Consider the following 18,203-nt stretch of genomic DNA (forward strand, 5'->3'; position numbering starts at 1 on the left):
TGATGCGAGGCGCGGATCACTCCGCCGCCATCGGCACCGGATCGGAATGGGGGTTGGCGCTGTAACGGTCGATGCGCTTTTCGATCTCCGGCCGGAAATGCCGGATGAGCCCCTGGATCGGCCAAGCCGCCGCGTCGCCGAGCGCGCAGATCGTGTGGCCCTCGATCTGCTTCGTCACATCGAGCAGCATGTCGATCTCGCGACGTTGCGCGCGCCCCTCAGCCATTCGCAGCATCACGCGCCACATCCAGCCCGTGCCCTCGCGGCAGGGCGTGCACTGGCCGCAGGACTCGTGCTTGTAGAAGTAGGCGATGCGGGCGATCGCCGAGACGATATCGGTGGACCGGTCGAGGACGATCACCGCCGCCGTCCCGAGGCCGGAGCCGAGGTTCTTCAGCGTGTCGAAGTCCATCTTGGCGTCGATGATCTGCTCGGCCGGCACCAGCGGCACCGAGGAGCCGCCGGGGATGGAGCAGAGCAGGTTGTCCCAGCCGCCGCGCATGCCGCCGCAATGCTTGTCGATGAGTTCGCGGAAGGTGATCCCGAGTTCTTCCTCGACGTTGCAGGGCTTATTGACGTGCCCCGAGACGCAGAACAGTTTCGTGCCGGTGTTGTTCTTACCGCCGAGGCCGGCGAACCAGGCGCCACCCCGGCGCAGGATCGTGCCCGCCACCGCGATCGACTCGACGTTGTTCACCGTCGTCGGGCAGCCATAGAGACCCATGTTCGCAGGGAACGGGGGCTTCAGGCGCGGCATGCCCTTCTTCCCCTCGAGGCTCTCGAGCAGCGCCGTCTCCTCGCCGCAGATGTAGGCACCGGCGCCGTGGTGGACGTAGATGTCGAAGGGGTAACCGTGGACGTTGTCCTTGCCGACGAGCCTCGCCGCGTAGGCTTCGTCCACCGCGCGCTGGAGGGCGTGCTTCTCCGCCACGTACTCGCCGCGGATGTAGATGTAGCAGGCATGGGCCGCCATCGCGAAGGAGGCGAGCATGCAGCCCTCGATCAGGAGATGCGGATCGTGCCGCATGATCTCCCGGTCCTTGCAGGTGCCCGGCTCCGACTCGTCGGCGTTGACGACGAGGTAGTGCGGACGCCCATCGGACTTCTTGGGCATGAACGACCACTTGAGGCCGGTGGGAAAGCCGGCGCCGCCGCGCCCGCGCAGGCCTGACTGCTTCATCTCGTCGATGATCCAGTCGCGGCCCATTTCGAGCAAGAACTTCGTGCCGTCCCAGGCACCGCGCTGCTTGGCCGCGTCCAGGCCCGGCGAGTGCAGGCCGTAGAGGTTCGTGAAGATGCGATCCTGATCGGCGAGCATGTCAGTTCCCCTTCTTGGGGTCGGACGGGTGGGGAGCGGAAGCAGGTGCCGCCGCATCGGCGCTGGCGCCCGAATTCGTCGGTTGCGGCGGCGGTTCGTTGCGGGGCAGCGCCGACTGCGTCCCCGCTTCGGCACCGGCCGCCTCGGCCTTCGCGATGGTCTCCGGCGCGGCGGGCGCGGGCGTGTTCGGCTGCGCAGTCGACTCCGTGCGGTCGGCCGCGTCGTCCTTGTCGCTGGGCTTGACCGGCGTCTCGCCGGCGGCCGCGCGTTGCGCGGGGGCGTCGGTGACCGGCCGCTCCGCCGCGCGTCCGGCATCGGGACGGGCCGGCTTCGGGTCGGAGGCAGCGCGCTGTTCGGAGGACGCGGCCTCCTCCTTGCCGGCTTCGTTCTCCTCATCCTTCTCGAAGCGCTTGCGCCACGCACCCACCCGCGAGCCGTCGAACAGGGTCGCGTCGGTCAGCGTGTCAGCGCCCCCGAGGGGTTCCGAGGAGGTCCGGCCAACCTGGGAACCGATCTTCACGGGTCGTCCGGCCGCCAGATCGTCCATGAGCTTGCCCAAGAGGTCCGGCGTCAGGTCCTCGTAGTAATCCTGGTTGATCTGCGCCATCGGGGCGTTGCAGCAGGCGCCCAGGCACTCGACTTCGAGCCAGGAGAAGTTGCCATCGGCGCTGACATGGCCCGGCGCGCCGAGGCGATGGTGCAGGTAGTCCTTCAGTTCGCGGGCGCCGCAGGAATCGCACGGCACCGTCCCGCAGAGCTGAATCCAGAACTTGCCCACCGGCTCCAGGGCGAACATCGTGTAGAAGGTCGCGACTTCGAGCACGCGGATATGCGGCATGCCGAGTTCGTCGGCCACGGCCTCGATGGCCTTCTGCGGCAGCCAGCCGCCGTTCTGCTCCTGCGCCTTCCACAGCAGCGGGATCACGGCCGAGGCCTGGCGCCCCTCCGGGTACTTGTCGATCTGTCCCTTGGCCCAGTCGGCGTTCTCGGATGAGAACGCGAAGGCGGCGGGCTGCTCGGAGGCGGGGGCGAGTCTGCGGTTGGCCATCAGTTCTGAACCTTGATCCTCACCGGTCCACTTCGCCGAACACGATGTCCAGCGTGCCGAGCACGCAGGACACGTCAGCCAGCATGTGACCGCGGCACATCCAGTCCATCGCCTGGAGGTGGGCGAATCCCGGAGCGCGGATCTTGCAGCGATAGGGTTTGTTGGTGCCGTCGGAGACGAGGTAGACGCCGAACTCGCCCTTGGGCGCCTCGACGGCCGCGTAGACCTCACCGGCCGGCACGTGGAAACCCTCGGTGTAGAGTTTGAAGTGGTGGATCAGCGCCTCCATCGAGCGCTTCATCTCGCGGCGGGGCGGGGGCGCGATCTTGCCATCGGTAGCGGCGATCGGACCCTGACCGGCAGGCTCGCGCAGCTTGGCGCAGCACTGCTTCATGATCTTCACGGATTCCCGCATCTCTTCCATGCGGATCACCTGGCGATCGTAGGTGTCGCCGTTCTTCCCCACGGGAATGTCGAATTCCATTTCTTCGTAGCACTCGTAGGGCTGCGACTTGCGCAGGTCCCACGGAATGCCCGAACCGCGCACCATCACGCCCGAAAAGCCCCAGGCCATGGCCTCGTCCACGGTGACGATGCCGATGTCGACGTTGCGCTGCTTGAAGATGCGGTTGGCCATGACGAGGTTGTCGAGGTCGTCAACCACCTGCAGGAAGGGGTCGCAGAACGCCTCGATGTCGTCGATCAGCGCGGGCGGCAGGTCCTGGTGCACCCCGCCGGGCCGGAAGTAGTTCGCGTGGAGACGCGCCCCCGAGGCACGCTCGTAGAAGATCATCAGCTTCTCGCGCTCCTCGAAACCCCAGAGCGGAGGCGTGAGGGCGCCGACATCCATCGCCTGCGTGGTGACGTTGAGAAGATGGGAGAGGATGCGGCCGATCTCGCAGAACAGCACGCGGATGAGCTGGGCGCGACGCGGCACTTCGAGCCCGAGCAGCTTCTCGATCCCGAGGCAGAAGGCGTGCTCCTGATTCATCGGCGAGACGTAGTCGAGCCGGTCGAAATAGGGCGTCGCCTGAAGGTAGGTCTTGTGCTCGATCAGCTTCTCGGTGCCGCGGTGGAGCAGGCCGATATGCGGATCGACCCGCTCGACGATCTCGCCGTCGAGTTCCAGAACGAGACGCAGCACGCCGTGCGCCGCAGGGTGCTGGGGCCCGAAATTGATCGCGAAGTTGCGGATATTGTGCTCGGTCATGGCCTCGCTCCGCTGCTCAAGCCGACTTTTTCTCGTCGCCCGGGAGCACGTATTCGGTGCCCTCCCACGGCGAGAGGAAGTCGAAGTTCCGGAATTCCTGGGTGAGCTTCACGGGCTCGTAGACCACGCGCGCCTCGTCCTGGTCGTAGCGGACCTCGACGAAGCCCGTGAGCGGAAAGTCCTTGCGGAGGGGATGGCCCTCGAAACCGTAATCGGTGAGCAGCCGGCGCAGGTCCGGGTGGCCCGAGAACAGGATGCCGTAGAGATCGTAGGTCTCGCGCTCGAACCAGTTCGCGGCCGGGAACACCTCGATCACCGATGGGACGGGCGTCTGGTCGTCCGTCTGCACCTTCAGGCGGATGCGGGTGTTATGGCGCAACGAGAGCAGGTGGTAGACCACGTCGAAGCGCTTCTCGCGGGCCGGATAGTCGGCGCCGCAGATGTCGATAAAGCAGCGGAAGGCGCAGGCCGGGTCGTCGCGCAGGTAGGTCAGCGCATAGACGATGTCGCTGGCCTGGACCACGAGGGTCAACTCGCCGAACGCGATCGCGCGGGACACGATCGCGGGCCCGAGTGCGCCGGCGATGTGGTCGCCGAGGCGCTCCAGCGCATCGGCGCCGGAAGTCGGGTTGGTGTGCGCGAGGATGCTGATGCCGTTGGTCATGCAGTGCGTACTCCCTCAGCGCTCGATCGTGCCGGTGCGGCGGATCTTCTTCTGGAGTAGGAGCACGCCGTAGAGCAGCGCCTCGGCGGTGGGCGGGCAGCCCGGGACGTAGATGTCCACCGGCACCACCCGGTCGCAGCCGCGCACCACCGAGTAGGAATAGTGGTAGTAGCCGCCACCGTTGGCGCAGGAGCCCATGGAGATCACGTAGCGCGGCTCCGGCATCTGGTCGTAGACCTTGCGGAGCGCCGGGGCCATCTTGTTGGTGAGCGTGCCGGCGACGATCATCACGTCCGACTGGCGCGGGCTCCCGCGCGGCGCGAAACCGAAGCGCTCACAATCGTAACGCGGCATCGACATCTGCATCATCTCGACGGCGCAGCAGGCGAGGCCGAAGGTCATCCACATCAGCGAGCCGGTGCGGGCCCAGTTGATGAGGTCGTCCGTAGAGGTGACGAGGAAGCCGCGATCCGCGAGTTCGCTGTTGATCGACAGGAAGGTCGGGTCGTTGGCGCCCACCGGCAGGCCCGTATTGGGATCGATGATCCCCTTGGGGGCCGGTGCGATCGCCGGGGCGCGGGAGAGGTCGGGGCTGAAGGCCATCGGTTTCTCGGGATCAGGCTTCGGACGGTCGGACTTCGAGGATTGCGCGATTCGGGGGCGCTAGTCCCATTCGAGGGCGCCCTTGCGCCACTCGTAGACGAAGCCGACGGTCAGAACGCCGAGGAAGGCCATCATCGACCACATGCCGAACCAGCCGAGTTCCCCGAAGGTGATGGCCCAGGGAAACAGGAATGCGACTTCGAGATCGAAGATGATGAATAGGATCGCCACGAGATAGAAGCGGACGTCGAACTTCATGCGCGCGTCATCGAACGCGTTGAAACCGCACTCGTAAGCCGACAACTTCTCAGGATCGGGGCTGTTATAGGCAACGAGGAACGGTGCCACGAGGAGCGCCACGGCGATGAACATCGACACGCCGATGAAGACGATGAGCGGCAGGTAATCTGCCATCAGGCCGGTCATGCTGGACCTCTCGTGTTCGCGGGCATCCGGGGCGCCCCGGGCAGGGCCGGACACATGGAATTGCTCCAATGCCAGACTGCACGGGCGCGAGGCTTAGACGAGCCCCCGAGGTGAAACAAGGGCGTCGTGCGTCGCACAATTTCAGCCATGCGGCTCAGGTAGTTCTCCTCTCGTTCCGCACAACACGACCGATCCGCGCAGGGGAAACGGCGGCCGGGTTCTTGCAGGACCGAATGGCGGCCTTACTGGTATACCAGACCGCGCGAGCCGGGGATATCGGGGACATCTGGGACGAAGTGTCAGGCGGGGCTGGCGGACTCCGAACCTCGGGAACCATAACCTTGGCCGTCTGTTTCGTTCATGTCCCACTCAGGCCGGATCGCGTTAGGTCGGCGCAACAATTCGACCTCACAGGAGACGCTTCGTGCGCATTGCTCAGATTGCTCCGCTCTCGGAGGCGGTACCCCCGAAGTTCTACGGCGGCACCGAGCGCGTGGTGTCCTGGATCACGGAAGAGCTGGTCCGCCAGGGCCACGACGTGACCCTGTTCGCGAGCGGCGACTCAGAGACTTCAGCCAAGCTGGCTGCCTGCACGCCGGAAGGTCTGCGACTCCTCGGCTACCGGGATCACACCGCGAGCCATCTCGCCATGTTGCACCACGTGCACAAGCGGGCTCATGAATTCGATATCCTGCACTTCCACATCGACCTGCTTCAGTATCCGATGTTCGAGGACCTGAACCACAAGTGCCTCACGACGATGCACGGTCGCCTCGACGTGCCGGATTTCATGCCGGTTTACCGGACCTTCACGGGCATGCCCCTGGTGTCGATCTCGGACAACCAGCGTGATCCGATGCCCGAGAATGTCAACTGGCTCTCGACCATCCATCACGGACTTCCGGCCCAGAACTGCCCGTTCTACCCGGAGGCCAAGGATCTAGACGATAAGGGCGGCTACCTGGCGTTCCTCGGCCGCATCTCCCCGGAGAAGCGCCCCGACCGCGCCATCGAGATGGCGATCCGCTCGGGCGTGAAGCTCAAGATCGCCGCCAAGGTCGACAAGGCTGACCAGGATTACTGGGACGAGGTCATCGAGCCGATGATCCACCATCCCCTCGTCGAGTTCATCGGCGAGATCAACGAGGAGCAGAAGAAGGACTTCCTCGGCAACGCCTTGGCGCTGGCCTTCCCGATCGACTGGCCGGAGCCCTTCGGCCTCGTCATGATCGAGGCGATGTCGGCCGGTACGCCGGTGATCGCCTTCCGCAACGGTTCCGTGCCGGAAGTCATCGCCGATGGCGTTTCGGGTGTTCTCTGCGACTCGATGGACGATGCCGTGGCGGCGGTCCACAAGGTCAAGACCATGAGCCGGGCCGGCGTGCGCAAGCACTTCGAGTCCCAGTTCACCGCCGAGTGCATGGTGCGCAAGTACGTCGCCGCCTACGAGCAGCTGCTCGCCGGCTCCGCCGACATCATCAAGCTGCCGCACACCGGCGCGTTCTCCTCGCATTATGGCGAGATGAACGGCTCGTCCCTGCCGTCGATCTCCGTCGCGGCCATGCCGGCCTGACGACCGGTCCGCCGGGCTGTCCGGCATCGCTCTTGCTCGGTGCCGGTTCGGGCTGGCGCCGCAAGATTGCCGCACTACCTCTGCCTTTGAGGGCCGCCGCGCCGCAATTTTGCGACCGGCGGCCCTTTTCGATTCGACCCCCATCTCCGGAGACGCGCAGGCATGGCAGCGGACACTCTCAAGGCGACCTCCGAGACCGCGCCCGAGGCGCGGATTCCCCATGGCTTCCAGGACGCCGACGAAGTTCTGCCGCAGTATCATATCGAGGCGCAGACCTCGCTCGTGGAGCGTCCGCTGCGCTCGCTGAAGTACGGCGAGGCCTTCGCGGTCCTCGATAGCTACGGCGACATCGGCGTGCTGCCCGGGCCCGAAGGCCTCTACTTCCAGGACACGCGCTACCTCTCACGCATGCACGTCACCATCGAGGACCAGCGCCCGCTGTTGCTCTCCTCGGTGATGCAGGACGACAACGGCGCGCTGAGCGTCGACATGACGACGCCCGACATCCGTATCGACGCCCATGACGAGACCACGATTCCGCGCGAACTGATCGCCATCGAGCGCACCAAGTTCCTGTTCCGAGGCGCCTGCTACGACCGGATCGGCCTGCGCAACTATGATTCGCGTCACTGGCACCTGAAGGTCGCCGTCACCTTCGACGCGGATTTCCGCGATCTCTTCGAGGTGCGCGGCATGGACCGTCCGGTGCGCGGCAAGCGCAGCGTGCAGGTGTCCAGCGAATCCGAGGTCCAGTTCCGCTATGTCGGCCTCGACGAGGTCGTGCGCACCACCAGCCTGCATTTCGGCCCGACGCCCAAGCACATCGAGCCCGGCCGGGCCGAGTTCGTCGTCTCCCTGCCACCGGGCGGGCGCGCCTCGCTGTTCCTGCGGGTGGTGTTCGAATCGCACCGCGCCTTCATCAGCGCACCGGCGGCCGAGCGCGTCGGCGAGGATGCGGCCGCCGGCCTGTCCCACGCGGCCGGCAGCACGGCCTCCGCGCGTCACCCGAAGGGCCTCGCCGAAGGCGTGATCTTCGCCCGCGCCTACCGCGATTCGCGCCGCGACCTGCGCCAGCTCACCGCCGGCATCACCACGATCATCTCGTCGAACGACCAGTTCAACGAAGCTGCCTGCCGGGCGACCGCCGACCTCTACATGCTGGCGAGCCGCACGCCGGAGGGCATCTACCCCTTCGCCGGCATCCCCTGGTACTCCACGGTGTTCGGACGCGACGGCATCATCACCGCGATGATGGCCCTTTGGATCGACCCGAATTTCGGCAAGGGCGTTCTGCGCTACCTCGCCTCGACCCAGGCGAAGGCCGTCGATCCGGCCGCCGACGCGCAGCCCGGCAAGGTGCTGCACGAGACGCGGCGCGGCGAGATGGCGATGCTCGGCGAGGTCCCGTTCCGGCACTATTACGGCACCATCGACGGCACGCCGCTCTTCGTGATGCTGGCCTGGGAATACTATTCCGTCACCGGCGATCGGGACACCATCGCGGCGATCTGGCCGGCCCTCGAGCTCGCCCTGGAGTGGATGAACCGCTACGGCGACCGCGACGGCGACGGGTTCGTGGAATACGCCCGCGACACCGATAAGGGCCTGGAGAACCAGGGCTGGAAGGACAGCCACGACTCGATCTTCCATGCCGACGGCAACCTCGCCAAGGGGCCAATCGCTCTCTGCGAGGTGCAGGGCTACGTCTACGCGGCCAAGAACGGGGCCGCAAAGCTTGCCGCCCTGCTCGGCCACGACGACCTCGCCCACCGTCTCGGCCAGGAGGCTCGCGCCCTGCGCGAGCGCTTCGACGAGGCCTTCTGGTGTGAGGAGATCGGCACCTACGCGCTGGCGCTGGACGGCGAGAAGCGGCAATGCGCCGTGCGCTCGTCCAATGCGGGCCACGCGCTCTTCACGGGCATCGCCCTGCCGGAGCGGGCGGCGCGTGTGGCCGCCAATCTCCTGTCGAAGGACGGATTCAACGGTTGGGGCGTGCGCACGATCGCCCGGGGCGAGGCCCGCTATAACCCGATGTCCTATCATAACGGCTCCATCTGGCCGCACGACAACGCACTGATCGCCCTCGGGCTCGCCCGCTACGACCTCAAGCCGGAGGCCGCACGGATCTTCCAGGGCATGTTCGACACCGCCCTCTACCAGGACCAGAAGCGCTTGCCGGAGCTGTTCTGCGGCTTCATGCGGCGCCACCAGCGCGGACCGGTCTCCTACCCGGTGGCCTGCTCGCCACAGGCCTGGGCGGCGGCGGCCCCCTTCGCGTTCCTGGCGGCCTGCCTCGGCCTGGAGATCGACCACGATCGCAACCGGGTCCGCTTCCGCAACCCGATCCTGCCGTCCTTCCTCGACGGAGTCTCGATCTTCAACCTGAAGCTCGGAACCTCACGGGTGGACTTGCGCCTGCAGCGCTACGGCGAGGACGTGACGGTCAACGTCCTGCGCCGGACCGGAGACGCGCAGATCTCGCTGCTGAAGTAGGGGCGACGCTTTGAGCCGGGGTCCGGGCGAACCCGTGACCTCGGCGACGAAGCCAGGCTTCTCCCCTCTCCCCTCCCCCAGGAGGGAGGATTAGGCTCGAAAAACGAAAAACGCCGCCCTCCCGAAGGAGGACGGCGCGTGGCATCGAATGCGATCTTGGAAATCGCCGCTTCAGCGCGGCGCCAGGATCATGATCATCTGGCGGCCTTCGAGCATCGGCTCGCTCTCGACCTTGGCGATCTCCTGGGTCTCGTTCTTGACCCGCTCCAGTAGGCGCAGGCCGATATCCTGGTGGGCCATCTCGCGGCCGCGGAAGCGCAGGGTCACCTTGACCTTGTCGCCCTCCTCGAAGAACCGGATCACGGCCTTCATCTTCGTGTCGTAGTCGTGCTTGTCGATGCCGGGCCGGAGCTTGATCTCCTTGACCTCAACCGTCTTCTGCTTCTTGCGCGCTTCGTTCTGCTTCTTCTGTTCGTTGAAGCGGAAGCGGCCGTAATCGAGGAGCTTGCAGACGGGAGGGACGGAGTTCGGCGCGATCTCCACGAGATCGAGGCCGGCTTCCTCGGCCATCGCGATGGCGTCGAAGAAGGCGACGACGCCACGGTTCTGCCCGGTATCGTCGATGAGCTGCACTTCGCGAACGCCACGGATATCCCGGTTGGCGCGCGGCCCGTCCTTCTGCGGGGCCGGCATAGCTCTCATTGGTCTACGAATGGCTTTGATCTCCTGATGAAACGACGAAATGGCAGCCCACGAATCCCAACCTCACTCGAGGTTGATCCTGGCCACCCGCCGCGCACGAAATTCGGTGCGACACCTTGACTGAACTCTCGCCCAAGTCAACACGGCCGACGGGCTTTGGTTCAAACGCCGCGGCACTTCTCCGGGTCAGGAGCGCGGCGCCCGGCTGGCGATGAGATCGGCGTAGACGGCCAGCGTCTCTCCGACCATGCCTTCGAGGGAAAAATGCGCCTCCACATGCGCCCGCCCCCGCCGGGTCATGGCATCGCGGGCGCTGGCGCCGAGGCTAAGGGCCTCCGCGAGGGCATCCGCCAGGGCGGCGGCATCCCCGGGCGGCACGCGCCAACCCGTCCGTTGGGCGGCCGGCACCTCGGGCGGGGCCAGGACCGTCTCCGGCACGGCGCCGAGATCCGAGACCACGACGGGCGTCCCGAGAGCCTGGGCCTCCACCGCCGATCGCCCGAAGGCCTCGGGCTCCACCGAGGGCACCGCCACCACCGAGGCCGCCCGGAACGCCGCCGGCATGTCGGTGCAATGCCCGACCCGGTGCACGATGCCGGACAAGCCGCGGGCGGCAATGAGGGCGTCGAGCTCGCGCTCGTAGGCGACGCGGCCTTGCGGATCCCCGGCGAGAACCACGGCCACTTCGGTCAGCCCCCGGTCGCGCATCAGCGCCGCCGCCTCGATGAGCACCCGCTGGCCCTTCCATCCGGTGAGCCGCGCGGCCAGCAGCACCACGCGCTCATGGGGCGCCACGCCCCATGCCCGGCGCAGAGCCTCGACCCGGGCCGGGGGGACCGCCCCGGGGGTGAACAGGGCGAGGTCGGTGCCGCGATGGATCACCCGGACCCGGTCGCCCGCCTGCTCCGCGTGCAGGCTGCGGATCAGGTCCGCCGTATAGTGCGAGTTCGCGATGACCACATCGCCGCGCGCCATCACGGAATTGTACAGGACCTTCACGCCGGTGCGGCCGGAATAGCTGCCGTGATAGGTGGTGACGAAGGGCAGCTTCAGGCGCCGCGCCGCGCCCAGAGCCACCCAGGCGGGGGCCCGCGACCGGGCATGGACGATCTGCACGCCCTCGCGGCGGCACAGACGCGCGAGGCGCCCGACATTCAGCGCCATGGCGAGCGGGTTCTTCGAGGCCGCCGGGAAGGGCAGCCAGATGCCGCCCTTGGCCTGAAGCTCGCCGACGAGGCGTCCGCCCTCCGTCGCGACCAGCGCCCGCGCCCCGGCGGCGGCCAGGGCGGCGGCGACGTCCACGGTGGTGCGCTCGGCCCCGCCTGCGTCGAGTTCGGGGATGATCTGCAGGATGGTGGCGCCGGAAAGCGGGACTCGATCGCTCGGGAAGCCGCCGCGAACTTCGCCGCTCACGAGATCGGCCTCGGGACGACTGGGCGCACGGAGGTGTGGTTCGGGCTGCCGTCCCGAGCGTTGCTGTGTCCGTCTGGGTGGTCGGTCATGGCCGTGAGCTTGAACGCCGCGCTTTACGGCCGGGTAAACGAAATGCGAAGCCGTTGCCTCAAGTTCGATGCAAGGCAGCGCAAGGGTTAAGGAATGGCTGAGGTCCCGAACGAGGCCCCCGAGTTCATCACGGTTGGCGACGGTGCGAAGGCCCGGCGGATCGCGGTGCGGCGACGGGCCGGAGACGGGCCACCCCTGGTCTGGCTCGGAGGCTTCCGCTCGGATATGGGCGCCACCAAGGCAATGGCCCTGGACGACTGGGCTGCGCGCCACGGACGGGCACTCGTGCGGTTCGACTATACGGGCCACGGCGAATCGGAGGGGGTGTTCGCCCAGGCCACGATCTCGACCTGGCTCGCCGACGCCCGCGCGGTCATCGCCGCCCATGCGTCAGAGCGCCCGATCCTGGTTGGGTCTTCGATGGGTGGGTGGATCGCCTGCCTAATGGCCCGGGCGCTCGCGCGCGACGGGCTGCCGGCGCCCTCCGGCCTCGTGCTGATCGCCCCGGCCCTCGATTTCACCGACGCCTTGATGTGGACGCGCTTCACGCCGGAGATCCGGGAGACCATCGAGCGCACGGGGGCCTGGATGCGGCCGAGCCAGTACGACCCGAATCCGGTCCCCATTACCCGCGATCTCATCGCGGACGGACGGACGCACAACCTGCTCGGAGCGTCCTTCGATCCCGGCTGCCCGGTGCATATCCTCCAAGGCATGGACGACCCGGATGTGCCCTACACGCACGCTTTGAAGGTGGTGGAGTGCCTGCCGGCGGCCGGGACGATCCTCACCCTGATCGCCGATGGAGACCACCGCCTCTCGCGACCGCAGGATCTGGCGCGGCTGCTCGGGGCGGTGGCGGAGATCTAAGCAGGCTCGCCTTGGCAAGCCGAAGCCTAATCGTGCTTAAATCTTTGATTTGTCGCAGGTTTCATCCGTAAAACCGGCGACTGCTTTTGCGAAACCTGCTCAGTGCAGGCTGACCGTGTGGAGGTCGTTGGCGGCCGCGTTGGCCACGATGGCGTCACGGGAATCCGCGAGCAGGATCGGGGCGCCGCTGGCGGACAGGAGGGCGAACAGGTCGAGACCCGGGCTGAGATCGGGGGCCTGAGGAAAGATGCGCTTCACCTCGTCCGAGCTGATCGGCCGGACGTAGGCGATATGCCCTTCCCCGAGGGCCGCGAGATCGGCCACGTTGAACTCCGCCGGGTCGAGATCGGCCTGCGTGATCGGATTGATGCTGAAGTCGGTCATGAACTGCCCTCCTTAGTGGCAGAGCGGTACGCCGGAACCAGTTTCCGGCGGTTTCGAAAAAGCCCGTGAAAGCCCAAAAGCTCAGGCCTCGTCGCGGGACGCGATGGCGATCTTGCGGACGATCCGGTCCGGCTCCGGCCGGGTCAAATCGATGGACAGCAGGCCGTTCGAAAGGTCGGCGCCCATCACCTCCATGCCGTCGGCGAGCAGAAAAGCCCGCTGGAACTGGCGCGCGGCGATGCCGCGATGGAGAAACTGGCGCGACTTGTCGTCGATCTGCCGTCCGCGCACGACGAGTTGGCTCTCTTCCAGCATCACGTCGAGCTGGTCACGGGTGAACCCGGCCACCGCGAGGGTGATACGGAGGCGCTCGGGATCGTTCTCCGTGCGCGCCAGCCGCTCGATGTTGTAGGGTGGATACCCGTCATTGGCGGCCTTCGACACGCGATCGAGGGCCTGTTCGATTTCGTCGAAGCCGAGAAGGAACGGGTGTCCAAACGGAGAGGGCCGAGTCGTCACGAACGCATGTCCTTCCAGCGAAGCCCGAAACGAGAGCGAGGCACTTCAGCAAGGCACTGTGGTGATCGGGGCCCGCCTGCGCAGCACCCCTGCCGGAGGCTTCCCACCGGTCACCGCGATATGGAGGCGGGAACCGACCGCATCAAGGGTTCGCGGCGGTGGGCCCCCGCCGGTCCGAGCGAACCCCCTGCCGGACCGGGATTATTCGGCAATGTCGATCGGGATACTTTGCCAGAGGCGAAGCTTAGCCAGACAGGTGCCCGCAGTAACAGTTTGGAATTCCTCTGATATTCGGCACGGACCTTGATCTGCGCAGGCCACCTCGGATATGCCCACGGCGCATGATGCGTCGCGGGAAATCGCGGTCCTCCGACCGCGGCCGTCGGCGTTGGTCGAGCCCGAATCGCGGCGGTCGCCCGGGGGCGGCACGATGACGATGGCAGCAACGGACGTGGAGTGCACGGCGTGATCGGGGAGCAGCATTTGGCATCGAACACGATTCAGGTGACCGGAACCCACGGGGGCCGGTCGGGTCTCGCGGTCGCGAGCCTGGCTGGCTTGGCGGCCCTGTGGTCCCTCGCGGCTCTCGGCGGCGCGGCCCTCGCCCAGGACGGCAAGGCCGGGGCACCGGAGACCAAGGGGCCCGCCATCAAGCTCGAACTCAACCGCCTGGAGCCGGCCGGTGACGCGTGCAGGACCTACCTGCTGGTCGACAACAGCCGCGGCCCGGCCCTGAAATCCCTGAAGGTCGACCTCTTCGCCTTCGACACCGAGGGCGTCGCTCAGAAGCGCCTCGCCGTCGAGCTCGGCCCGGTCCAGGACCGCAAGACCATGGTCCGCCTGTTCGACTTCCCCGCCCTCGCCTGCCCGAAGATCGGCCGCGTGCTGCTCAACGATGTCCTCGCCTGTGAAGGGGGCGAGGCCAGCCGCGAGAGCTGCCTCGAGCGCATCGAGCCCGAGAGCAAAACGACGGCCACTTTCGTACGCTGACCCCTCGGGCGAACCGCCGGCCCGCATAGGACCGGCACCCGCGCCCTACCCGACCCCGACGCCCGCGCCGCGCAACCCGTCAATCGAGAGAGATCGCCATGGATCCGACCTCCGCACCGGCCGAAGTCGCCCACGACTTCTCCTTTATCGGCCTCTTCCTCCAGGCCGACCCGATCGTGAAGGGCGTGATGATCCTGCTCGTGATCGCCTCGATCGCGTGCTGGACCGTGGTGTTCGAGAAGATCGTGCGCATCTCGGCCGCCAAGCGCCAGGCGAAGGCCTTCGACGCCCTGGTCCGCTCCGGCGGCGCGCTCGAATCCTCGGGCGGCGGCATCGACGCCCACATCACCGGGGCGGCGGTCGAGGCCTGGCGCGACCAGGATGCCACCGAAACCCGCGCCGAGCGGCGCGACCGCATCGAGCGCGCCATGCGGGCGGCCCTCACCGGCCGGATCAAGCGCCTGCAGACGGGGCTGCCGCTGCTCGCCACCTCCGGCTCGACGGCCCCCTTCATCGGCCTGTTCGGCACCGTCTGGGGCATCATGAACTCGTTCTCGTCCATCGCGAAGAGCCAGGATACCTCGCTGGCCGTGGTGGCGCCCGGCATCGCCGAGGCACTGTTCGCCACCGCCATCGGCCTCATCGTCGCGATCCCGGCGGTGATGGCCTACAACAAGCTCATCAATGATGTCGGCCGGGTGCAGTCGAGCTTCGTCTCCTCCATCGGCATCCTGGGCAACCGCCTCGCCCGCGACCGGGCGGTGCACGGACGCGCAGCCGCCGCCGAGTGAAGCGCCCGCGGGACATCGCATCCTCTCATCGACGGGGCTGACAGCCCCTTTCCCGGCGCCCCCTCGTGCGCCGGGCGATTCGACAAGCAACCTGTGCGGCGGGCCGGTCCGAGGCCGCTCGACCGAGGCCCCGGAGGGCCACTTCACCATGGCAATGGGTTCGATCCGCGCCGGCGGCGGCGACGACGAGGATGGCCTCGACGCGGCGCCGATGTCCGAGATCAACGTCACCCCGATGGTCGACGTGATGCTCGTGCTGCTCATCATCTTCATGGTGGCCGCGCCCCTGATGACCACGGGCGTGCCGGTGCAGTTGCCGAAGACCACGGCGCAGAAGGTGGCGCAGGCTCAGAAGCCCCTGGAAATCTCCATCGACAAGGACGGCAAGCCCTACCTGGCCAAGGAGGAATTGCTGCCCGACGCCATCCTGCCGCGCCTGCGCGCCCTGGCGGCGCAGGACCCGAACCAGGTGATGCTGGTGCGGGGCGATCGCGAAGTGCCCTACGGCCGGATCATGGAAGTGATGGGCATCGTCGGCCAAGCCGGCTTCACGAAGGTCTCGCTGATCGCTCAGTCGCCGGGCGGCGCACTGCCTGCAGCGCCGGCCGCAGCCCCACCCGGTGGAACGCCGCGGTAAGCCCATGAACGCCCACCATCCCGTCACCGCCCTGGCAACGACCGCCGATCCGGAGCGTCGCGGCCCCTCGGGTCTCGCCTACGCCTTCCTCGTCGCCCTCGCGCTGCACGTGGCGGCCGTCGTCGGCATGGCGCTGTTCGGCACGACGCCGAAGGCGCCCCCCGGCGAGAACGTCGTGACGATCGACCTCGCTCCGCAGATGACGGAGGCGAGCACGCAGGCCCCGATGGAGACCGCCGCCTCGGCCCCGGCCCCGCCGGAGGCGAACCCGGTGGAGACGCCGGAGGCGCCGCCGGAGGTCAAGCCGCTGGAGACCACCGAAGTGGCGCCGCCCGAAGCCACCCGGCCGCCGCCGCCGGACGCGACCCCGGTCGCGCCCGAGGCCACCACCATGGCCGAGCCCCCCGAAGCGCCGGTGACGCCGCCGATGGAAGCCGTGACGGAGCCGCCGCCGGAGGATCAGGTCATCACCTCGACCGCGCCGGAGGCTCTCCCCCTGGCGCCGCCCCCGCCCACCGTGGCGGAGGCCCCCAAGCCGGTGGAGGTTGAGAAGCCGAAGCCTGACATGGCCAAGATCCTCGAGGCCAAGCGCGAAGCCAAGCGCAAGGCCGACCGCGAGGCCCGGCTGAAGGCCGAGCAGGAGGAGCGCCGCGAAGCCATCGCGGAGGCGCGGCGCGAGGCAGCCAAGGACGCCAAGGCGAAGGCCGCCAAGGAGGCCGCACGGCGCGCGGCGGCCGCCGCCACCGAGGGACGTGCTCGCCAGAACTCCGCCTCCGCCTCCCGCCAAAGCAGCGCGGGCGCCGCCGCCGCCGGCAACGATCCGAACGCCCTGCGGGCCTGGCAGGGGATGCTCAGCTCCGCCATCCGGGGTCGAATGAACGCCAACGCGGCCGCGGGCACCAGCGGCGGTGTCGCGGTGGTGCGCTTCACCGTCTCCCGCTCCGGCCAGGTCATGAGCGCGGGCCTGTCCAGCAGCAGCGGGATCGGCGCGATCGACAGCGCCGCGCTGGCCACCGTACGCGGTTCGCTGCCCGCCGCCCCGGCCGGGGTGAACGTCAACAGCCTCGCCGTCACCGTCCCGCTGCGCTTCAGCCCCGGCCGCTGAGCGCGGAGGACGCGCGATGGCGGTCTGGTTCACCAGCGACACGCATTTCGGCGATTCGCGCATCCTGCGGATCGACAAGCGGCCCTATCGCGACCTCGCCGCGCACGACGCGGCGCTGATCGCCGCCTGGACGGCCGTGGTGGCGCGCGATGACGAGGTCTGGCACCTCGGCGACTTCGCCCTCGGTCCTCCGGAGGCGCGGGTCGCCGAGATCCTGGCGGCCCTGCCGGGCGTGAAACACCTCATCGTCGGCAACAACGACGGACCCGGCACGTTGCGGGCGTCCGGCTGGGCCTCGGTGGCGCATTACGCCGAGATCACCGTCGACGCACGGCGCCTCGTTCTCTGCCACTACGCGTTCCGGACCTGGAACGGGATCGGGCGCGGCGCCCTCAACCTGCACGGGCACGCTCACAACAGGCTGACGCCGATCTCCCGGCAGTACGACGTCGGGGTCGATGCGCAGGGCGCCGCGCCGGTCAGCCTGGAGACGATCCTGGCGTCAAGGCGGCGGAAGCGGGCAGCGCACAAAAACGTGGAACCTTAGCGGCGGGTCTGCCGTTTCTGGAACCTGAACGCAAGCTGACCGGCCTGGATCCGACACAGACACGGATCAACCCGATCTAAGCTTGCAGACACTGCAGAATGCTTACCGAATTCTATCTGCGGTCTGGCCACTCAGGTGTCCACAACTCAGGTGTTTCCATGCGTCACGTTCTTCGCCTCGCTGTTTCCGCCGGTCTCGCCCTGACCGTCGCGGCCCCGGCTTTCGCCGCCCCGGCCTGCCTCGATGCCCAGCGCAAGATCGATGAGGCCAACGCGCTTCGTTACCAGTTCCGACAGGAAGCGCGCCTCGGCAACCACGACCGTGCCTGCGACACCCTCGACGAGATCGGCGACCGCTACGCCGATGCCCGCGACGCGTTCGAGGATTGCGGGGCCGGCGTCGTCGCCATCGACCTGCGCAGCGAATCCCGGGCCCTCCGGACCGCCAAGTCCGTCAATCGCTGCGACTGAACGGATGCGTGCGTCTCCGCACGCCATTCCGCACCGGTCCGTTCCACCGTCATCTCACAGCCGGCCGATGATTCGCCGCCGCCAAGGTCAGTCCCGATGAACACCACCCTCGCCGTCCCCGCCCTCGACCGCAGCGTCGCCACCGGCCCCTCCTTCGCGGCGGCCCTGTGTGGCTTCCTCAGCACCACTGTGGCGACCACGATGGTGATGTTCCTGATCAGCAGCGTCTGAGGCTACCGCACCTCCCGAAGCAGATTTCGCAAAAGTGGTGGCCGGTTTCGCGACGAAAATCTACGGCACACCAATGGCCTGAGCAGCCTCGCGTTGGCACGCCAACGCGAGGCTGCTCA

General features: G+C 67.7%; 20 protein-coding genes. 10 read left to right on the forward strand and 10 right to left on the reverse strand.

Going from position 1 to position 18,203, the window contains the following annotated elements; translation table 11 throughout:
* Window positions 1-16 precede the first annotated feature (16 nt).
* From nuoF to MFF30_RS17480, 6 genes are read right to left on the reverse strand one after another with little or no spacing between them, the layout of a single operon-like run.
* Window positions 17-1,318: an NADH-quinone oxidoreductase subunit NuoF gene (gene nuoF / locus MFF30_RS17455; protein ID WP_238280747.1), complete on the reverse strand. Its 1,302-nt coding sequence runs from the start codon at window positions 1,316-1,318 to the stop codon at window positions 17-19.
* Between the two features lies 1 nt (window position 1,319).
* On the reverse strand, window positions 1,320-2,366 hold the full coding sequence (gene nuoE / locus MFF30_RS17460; protein ID WP_238280748.1) for an NADH-quinone oxidoreductase subunit NuoE: 1,047 nt from the start codon (window positions 2,364-2,366) through the stop codon (window positions 1,320-1,322).
* A gap of 19 nt (window positions 2,367-2,385) precedes the next feature.
* Complete coding sequence (locus MFF30_RS17465) at window positions 2,386-3,576, reverse strand: NADH-quinone oxidoreductase subunit D (RefSeq protein WP_238280749.1); 1,191 nt, start codon at window positions 3,574-3,576, stop codon at window positions 2,386-2,388.
* 16 nt (window positions 3,577-3,592) lie between these two features.
* The gene (locus MFF30_RS17470) at window positions 3,593-4,240 is read right to left on the reverse strand and encodes an NADH-quinone oxidoreductase subunit C (RefSeq protein WP_238280750.1); all 648 of its coding nucleotides are present in this window, start codon (window positions 4,238-4,240) and stop codon (window positions 3,593-3,595) included.
* A 15-nt stretch (window positions 4,241-4,255) separates the two neighbouring features.
* On the reverse strand, window positions 4,256-4,843 hold the full coding sequence (locus tag MFF30_RS17475) for a NuoB/complex I 20 kDa subunit family protein (RefSeq protein ID WP_238280751.1): 588 nt from the start codon (window positions 4,841-4,843) through the stop codon (window positions 4,256-4,258).
* 60 nt (window positions 4,844-4,903) lie between these two features.
* Window positions 4,904-5,269, reverse strand: a complete 366-nt coding sequence (locus MFF30_RS17480) for an NADH-quinone oxidoreductase subunit A (RefSeq protein ID WP_238280752.1) — start codon at window positions 5,267-5,269, stop codon at window positions 4,904-4,906.
* Window positions 5,270-5,693: 424 nt separating this feature from the next.
* Between MFF30_RS17480 and MFF30_RS17485 the strand changes: the two genes are divergently transcribed.
* Both MFF30_RS17485 and MFF30_RS17490 read left to right on the forward strand, forming a co-directional pair.
* Complete coding sequence (locus MFF30_RS17485) at window positions 5,694-6,842, forward strand: glycosyltransferase family 4 protein (protein WP_238280753.1); 1,149 nt, start codon at window positions 5,694-5,696, stop codon at window positions 6,840-6,842.
* Between the two features lie 162 nt (window positions 6,843-7,004).
* Window positions 7,005-9,335: an amylo-alpha-1,6-glucosidase gene (locus MFF30_RS17490; protein WP_238280754.1), complete on the forward strand. Its 2,331-nt coding sequence runs from the start codon at window positions 7,005-7,007 to the stop codon at window positions 9,333-9,335.
* Window positions 9,336-9,506: 171 nt separating this feature from the next.
* Here the strand turns inward: MFF30_RS17490 and infC are convergent, their stop codons facing one another.
* Complete coding sequence (gene infC / locus MFF30_RS17495; RefSeq protein ID WP_238280755.1) at window positions 9,507-10,028, reverse strand: translation initiation factor IF-3; 522 nt, start codon at window positions 10,026-10,028, stop codon at window positions 9,507-9,509.
* Between the two features lie 195 nt (window positions 10,029-10,223).
* On the reverse strand, window positions 10,224-11,450 hold the full coding sequence (locus MFF30_RS17500; RefSeq protein ID WP_238280756.1) for a glycosyltransferase family 4 protein: 1,227 nt from the start codon (window positions 11,448-11,450) through the stop codon (window positions 10,224-10,226).
* Between the two features lie 183 nt (window positions 11,451-11,633).
* Here MFF30_RS17500 and MFF30_RS17505 point away from each other — a divergent pair, with 183 nt between their 5' ends.
* Window positions 11,634-12,410 (forward strand): alpha/beta hydrolase, encoded by a 777-nt coding sequence (locus MFF30_RS17505; protein WP_238280757.1) that lies wholly within the window; start codon window positions 11,634-11,636, stop codon window positions 12,408-12,410.
* A 99-nt stretch (window positions 12,411-12,509) separates the two neighbouring features.
* Here the strand turns inward: MFF30_RS17505 and MFF30_RS17510 are convergent, their stop codons facing one another.
* Together MFF30_RS17510 and MFF30_RS17515 are read right to left on the reverse strand one after the other, a co-directional pair.
* Entirely contained in the window at window positions 12,510-12,794 is a 285-nt protein-coding gene (locus MFF30_RS17510; RefSeq protein ID WP_238280758.1) for a BQ00720 family protein, read from the reverse strand.
* A gap of 81 nt (window positions 12,795-12,875) precedes the next feature.
* Window positions 12,876-13,313: an Hsp20 family protein gene (locus MFF30_RS17515; protein ID WP_238280759.1), complete on the reverse strand. Its 438-nt coding sequence runs from the start codon at window positions 13,311-13,313 to the stop codon at window positions 12,876-12,878.
* 504 nt (window positions 13,314-13,817) lie between these two features.
* Between MFF30_RS17515 and MFF30_RS17520 the strand changes: the two genes are divergently transcribed.
* The 7 genes from MFF30_RS17520 to MFF30_RS26005 all read left to right on the forward strand — a co-directional run bounded on the left by MFF30_RS17520 (window position 13,818) and on the right by MFF30_RS26005 (window position 18,084).
* Window positions 13,818-14,303, forward strand: a complete 486-nt coding sequence (locus tag MFF30_RS17520; RefSeq protein ID WP_373320930.1) for a Tat pathway signal protein — start codon at window positions 13,818-13,820, stop codon at window positions 14,301-14,303.
* A 98-nt stretch (window positions 14,304-14,401) separates the two neighbouring features.
* Window positions 14,402-15,094: a MotA/TolQ/ExbB proton channel family protein gene (locus tag MFF30_RS17525; RefSeq protein WP_238280761.1), complete on the forward strand. Its 693-nt coding sequence runs from the start codon at window positions 14,402-14,404 to the stop codon at window positions 15,092-15,094.
* Between the two features lie 148 nt (window positions 15,095-15,242).
* Window positions 15,243-15,731: a protein TolR gene (gene tolR, locus MFF30_RS17530; RefSeq protein WP_238280762.1), complete on the forward strand. Its 489-nt coding sequence runs from the start codon at window positions 15,243-15,245 to the stop codon at window positions 15,729-15,731.
* Window positions 15,732-15,735: 4 nt separating this feature from the next.
* Window positions 15,736-16,836: an energy transducer TonB family protein gene (locus tag MFF30_RS17535; protein WP_238280763.1), complete on the forward strand. Its 1,101-nt coding sequence runs from the start codon at window positions 15,736-15,738 to the stop codon at window positions 16,834-16,836.
* Between the two features lie 16 nt (window positions 16,837-16,852).
* Window positions 16,853-17,383: a metallophosphoesterase family protein gene (locus MFF30_RS17540; RefSeq protein ID WP_238280764.1), complete on the forward strand. Its 531-nt coding sequence runs from the start codon at window positions 16,853-16,855 to the stop codon at window positions 17,381-17,383.
* A 158-nt stretch (window positions 17,384-17,541) separates the two neighbouring features.
* Window positions 17,542-17,853 carry a hypothetical protein gene (locus tag MFF30_RS17545; RefSeq protein ID WP_238280765.1) on the forward strand — a complete coding sequence of 104 codons (312 nt, stop codon included), beginning with the start codon at window positions 17,542-17,544 and terminating at the stop codon, window positions 17,851-17,853.
* A gap of 96 nt (window positions 17,854-17,949) precedes the next feature.
* Window positions 17,950-18,084, forward strand: coding sequence for a hypothetical protein (locus MFF30_RS26005; protein ID WP_283205915.1), 135 nt, complete (start codon window positions 17,950-17,952; stop codon window positions 18,082-18,084).
* Window positions 18,085-18,203 lie beyond the last annotated feature (119 nt).

The sequence above is a fragment of the Methylobacterium goesingense genome, assembly GCF_022179225.1.
Taxonomy (GTDB): Bacteria; Pseudomonadota; Alphaproteobacteria; order Rhizobiales; family Beijerinckiaceae; genus Methylobacterium; species Methylobacterium goesingense.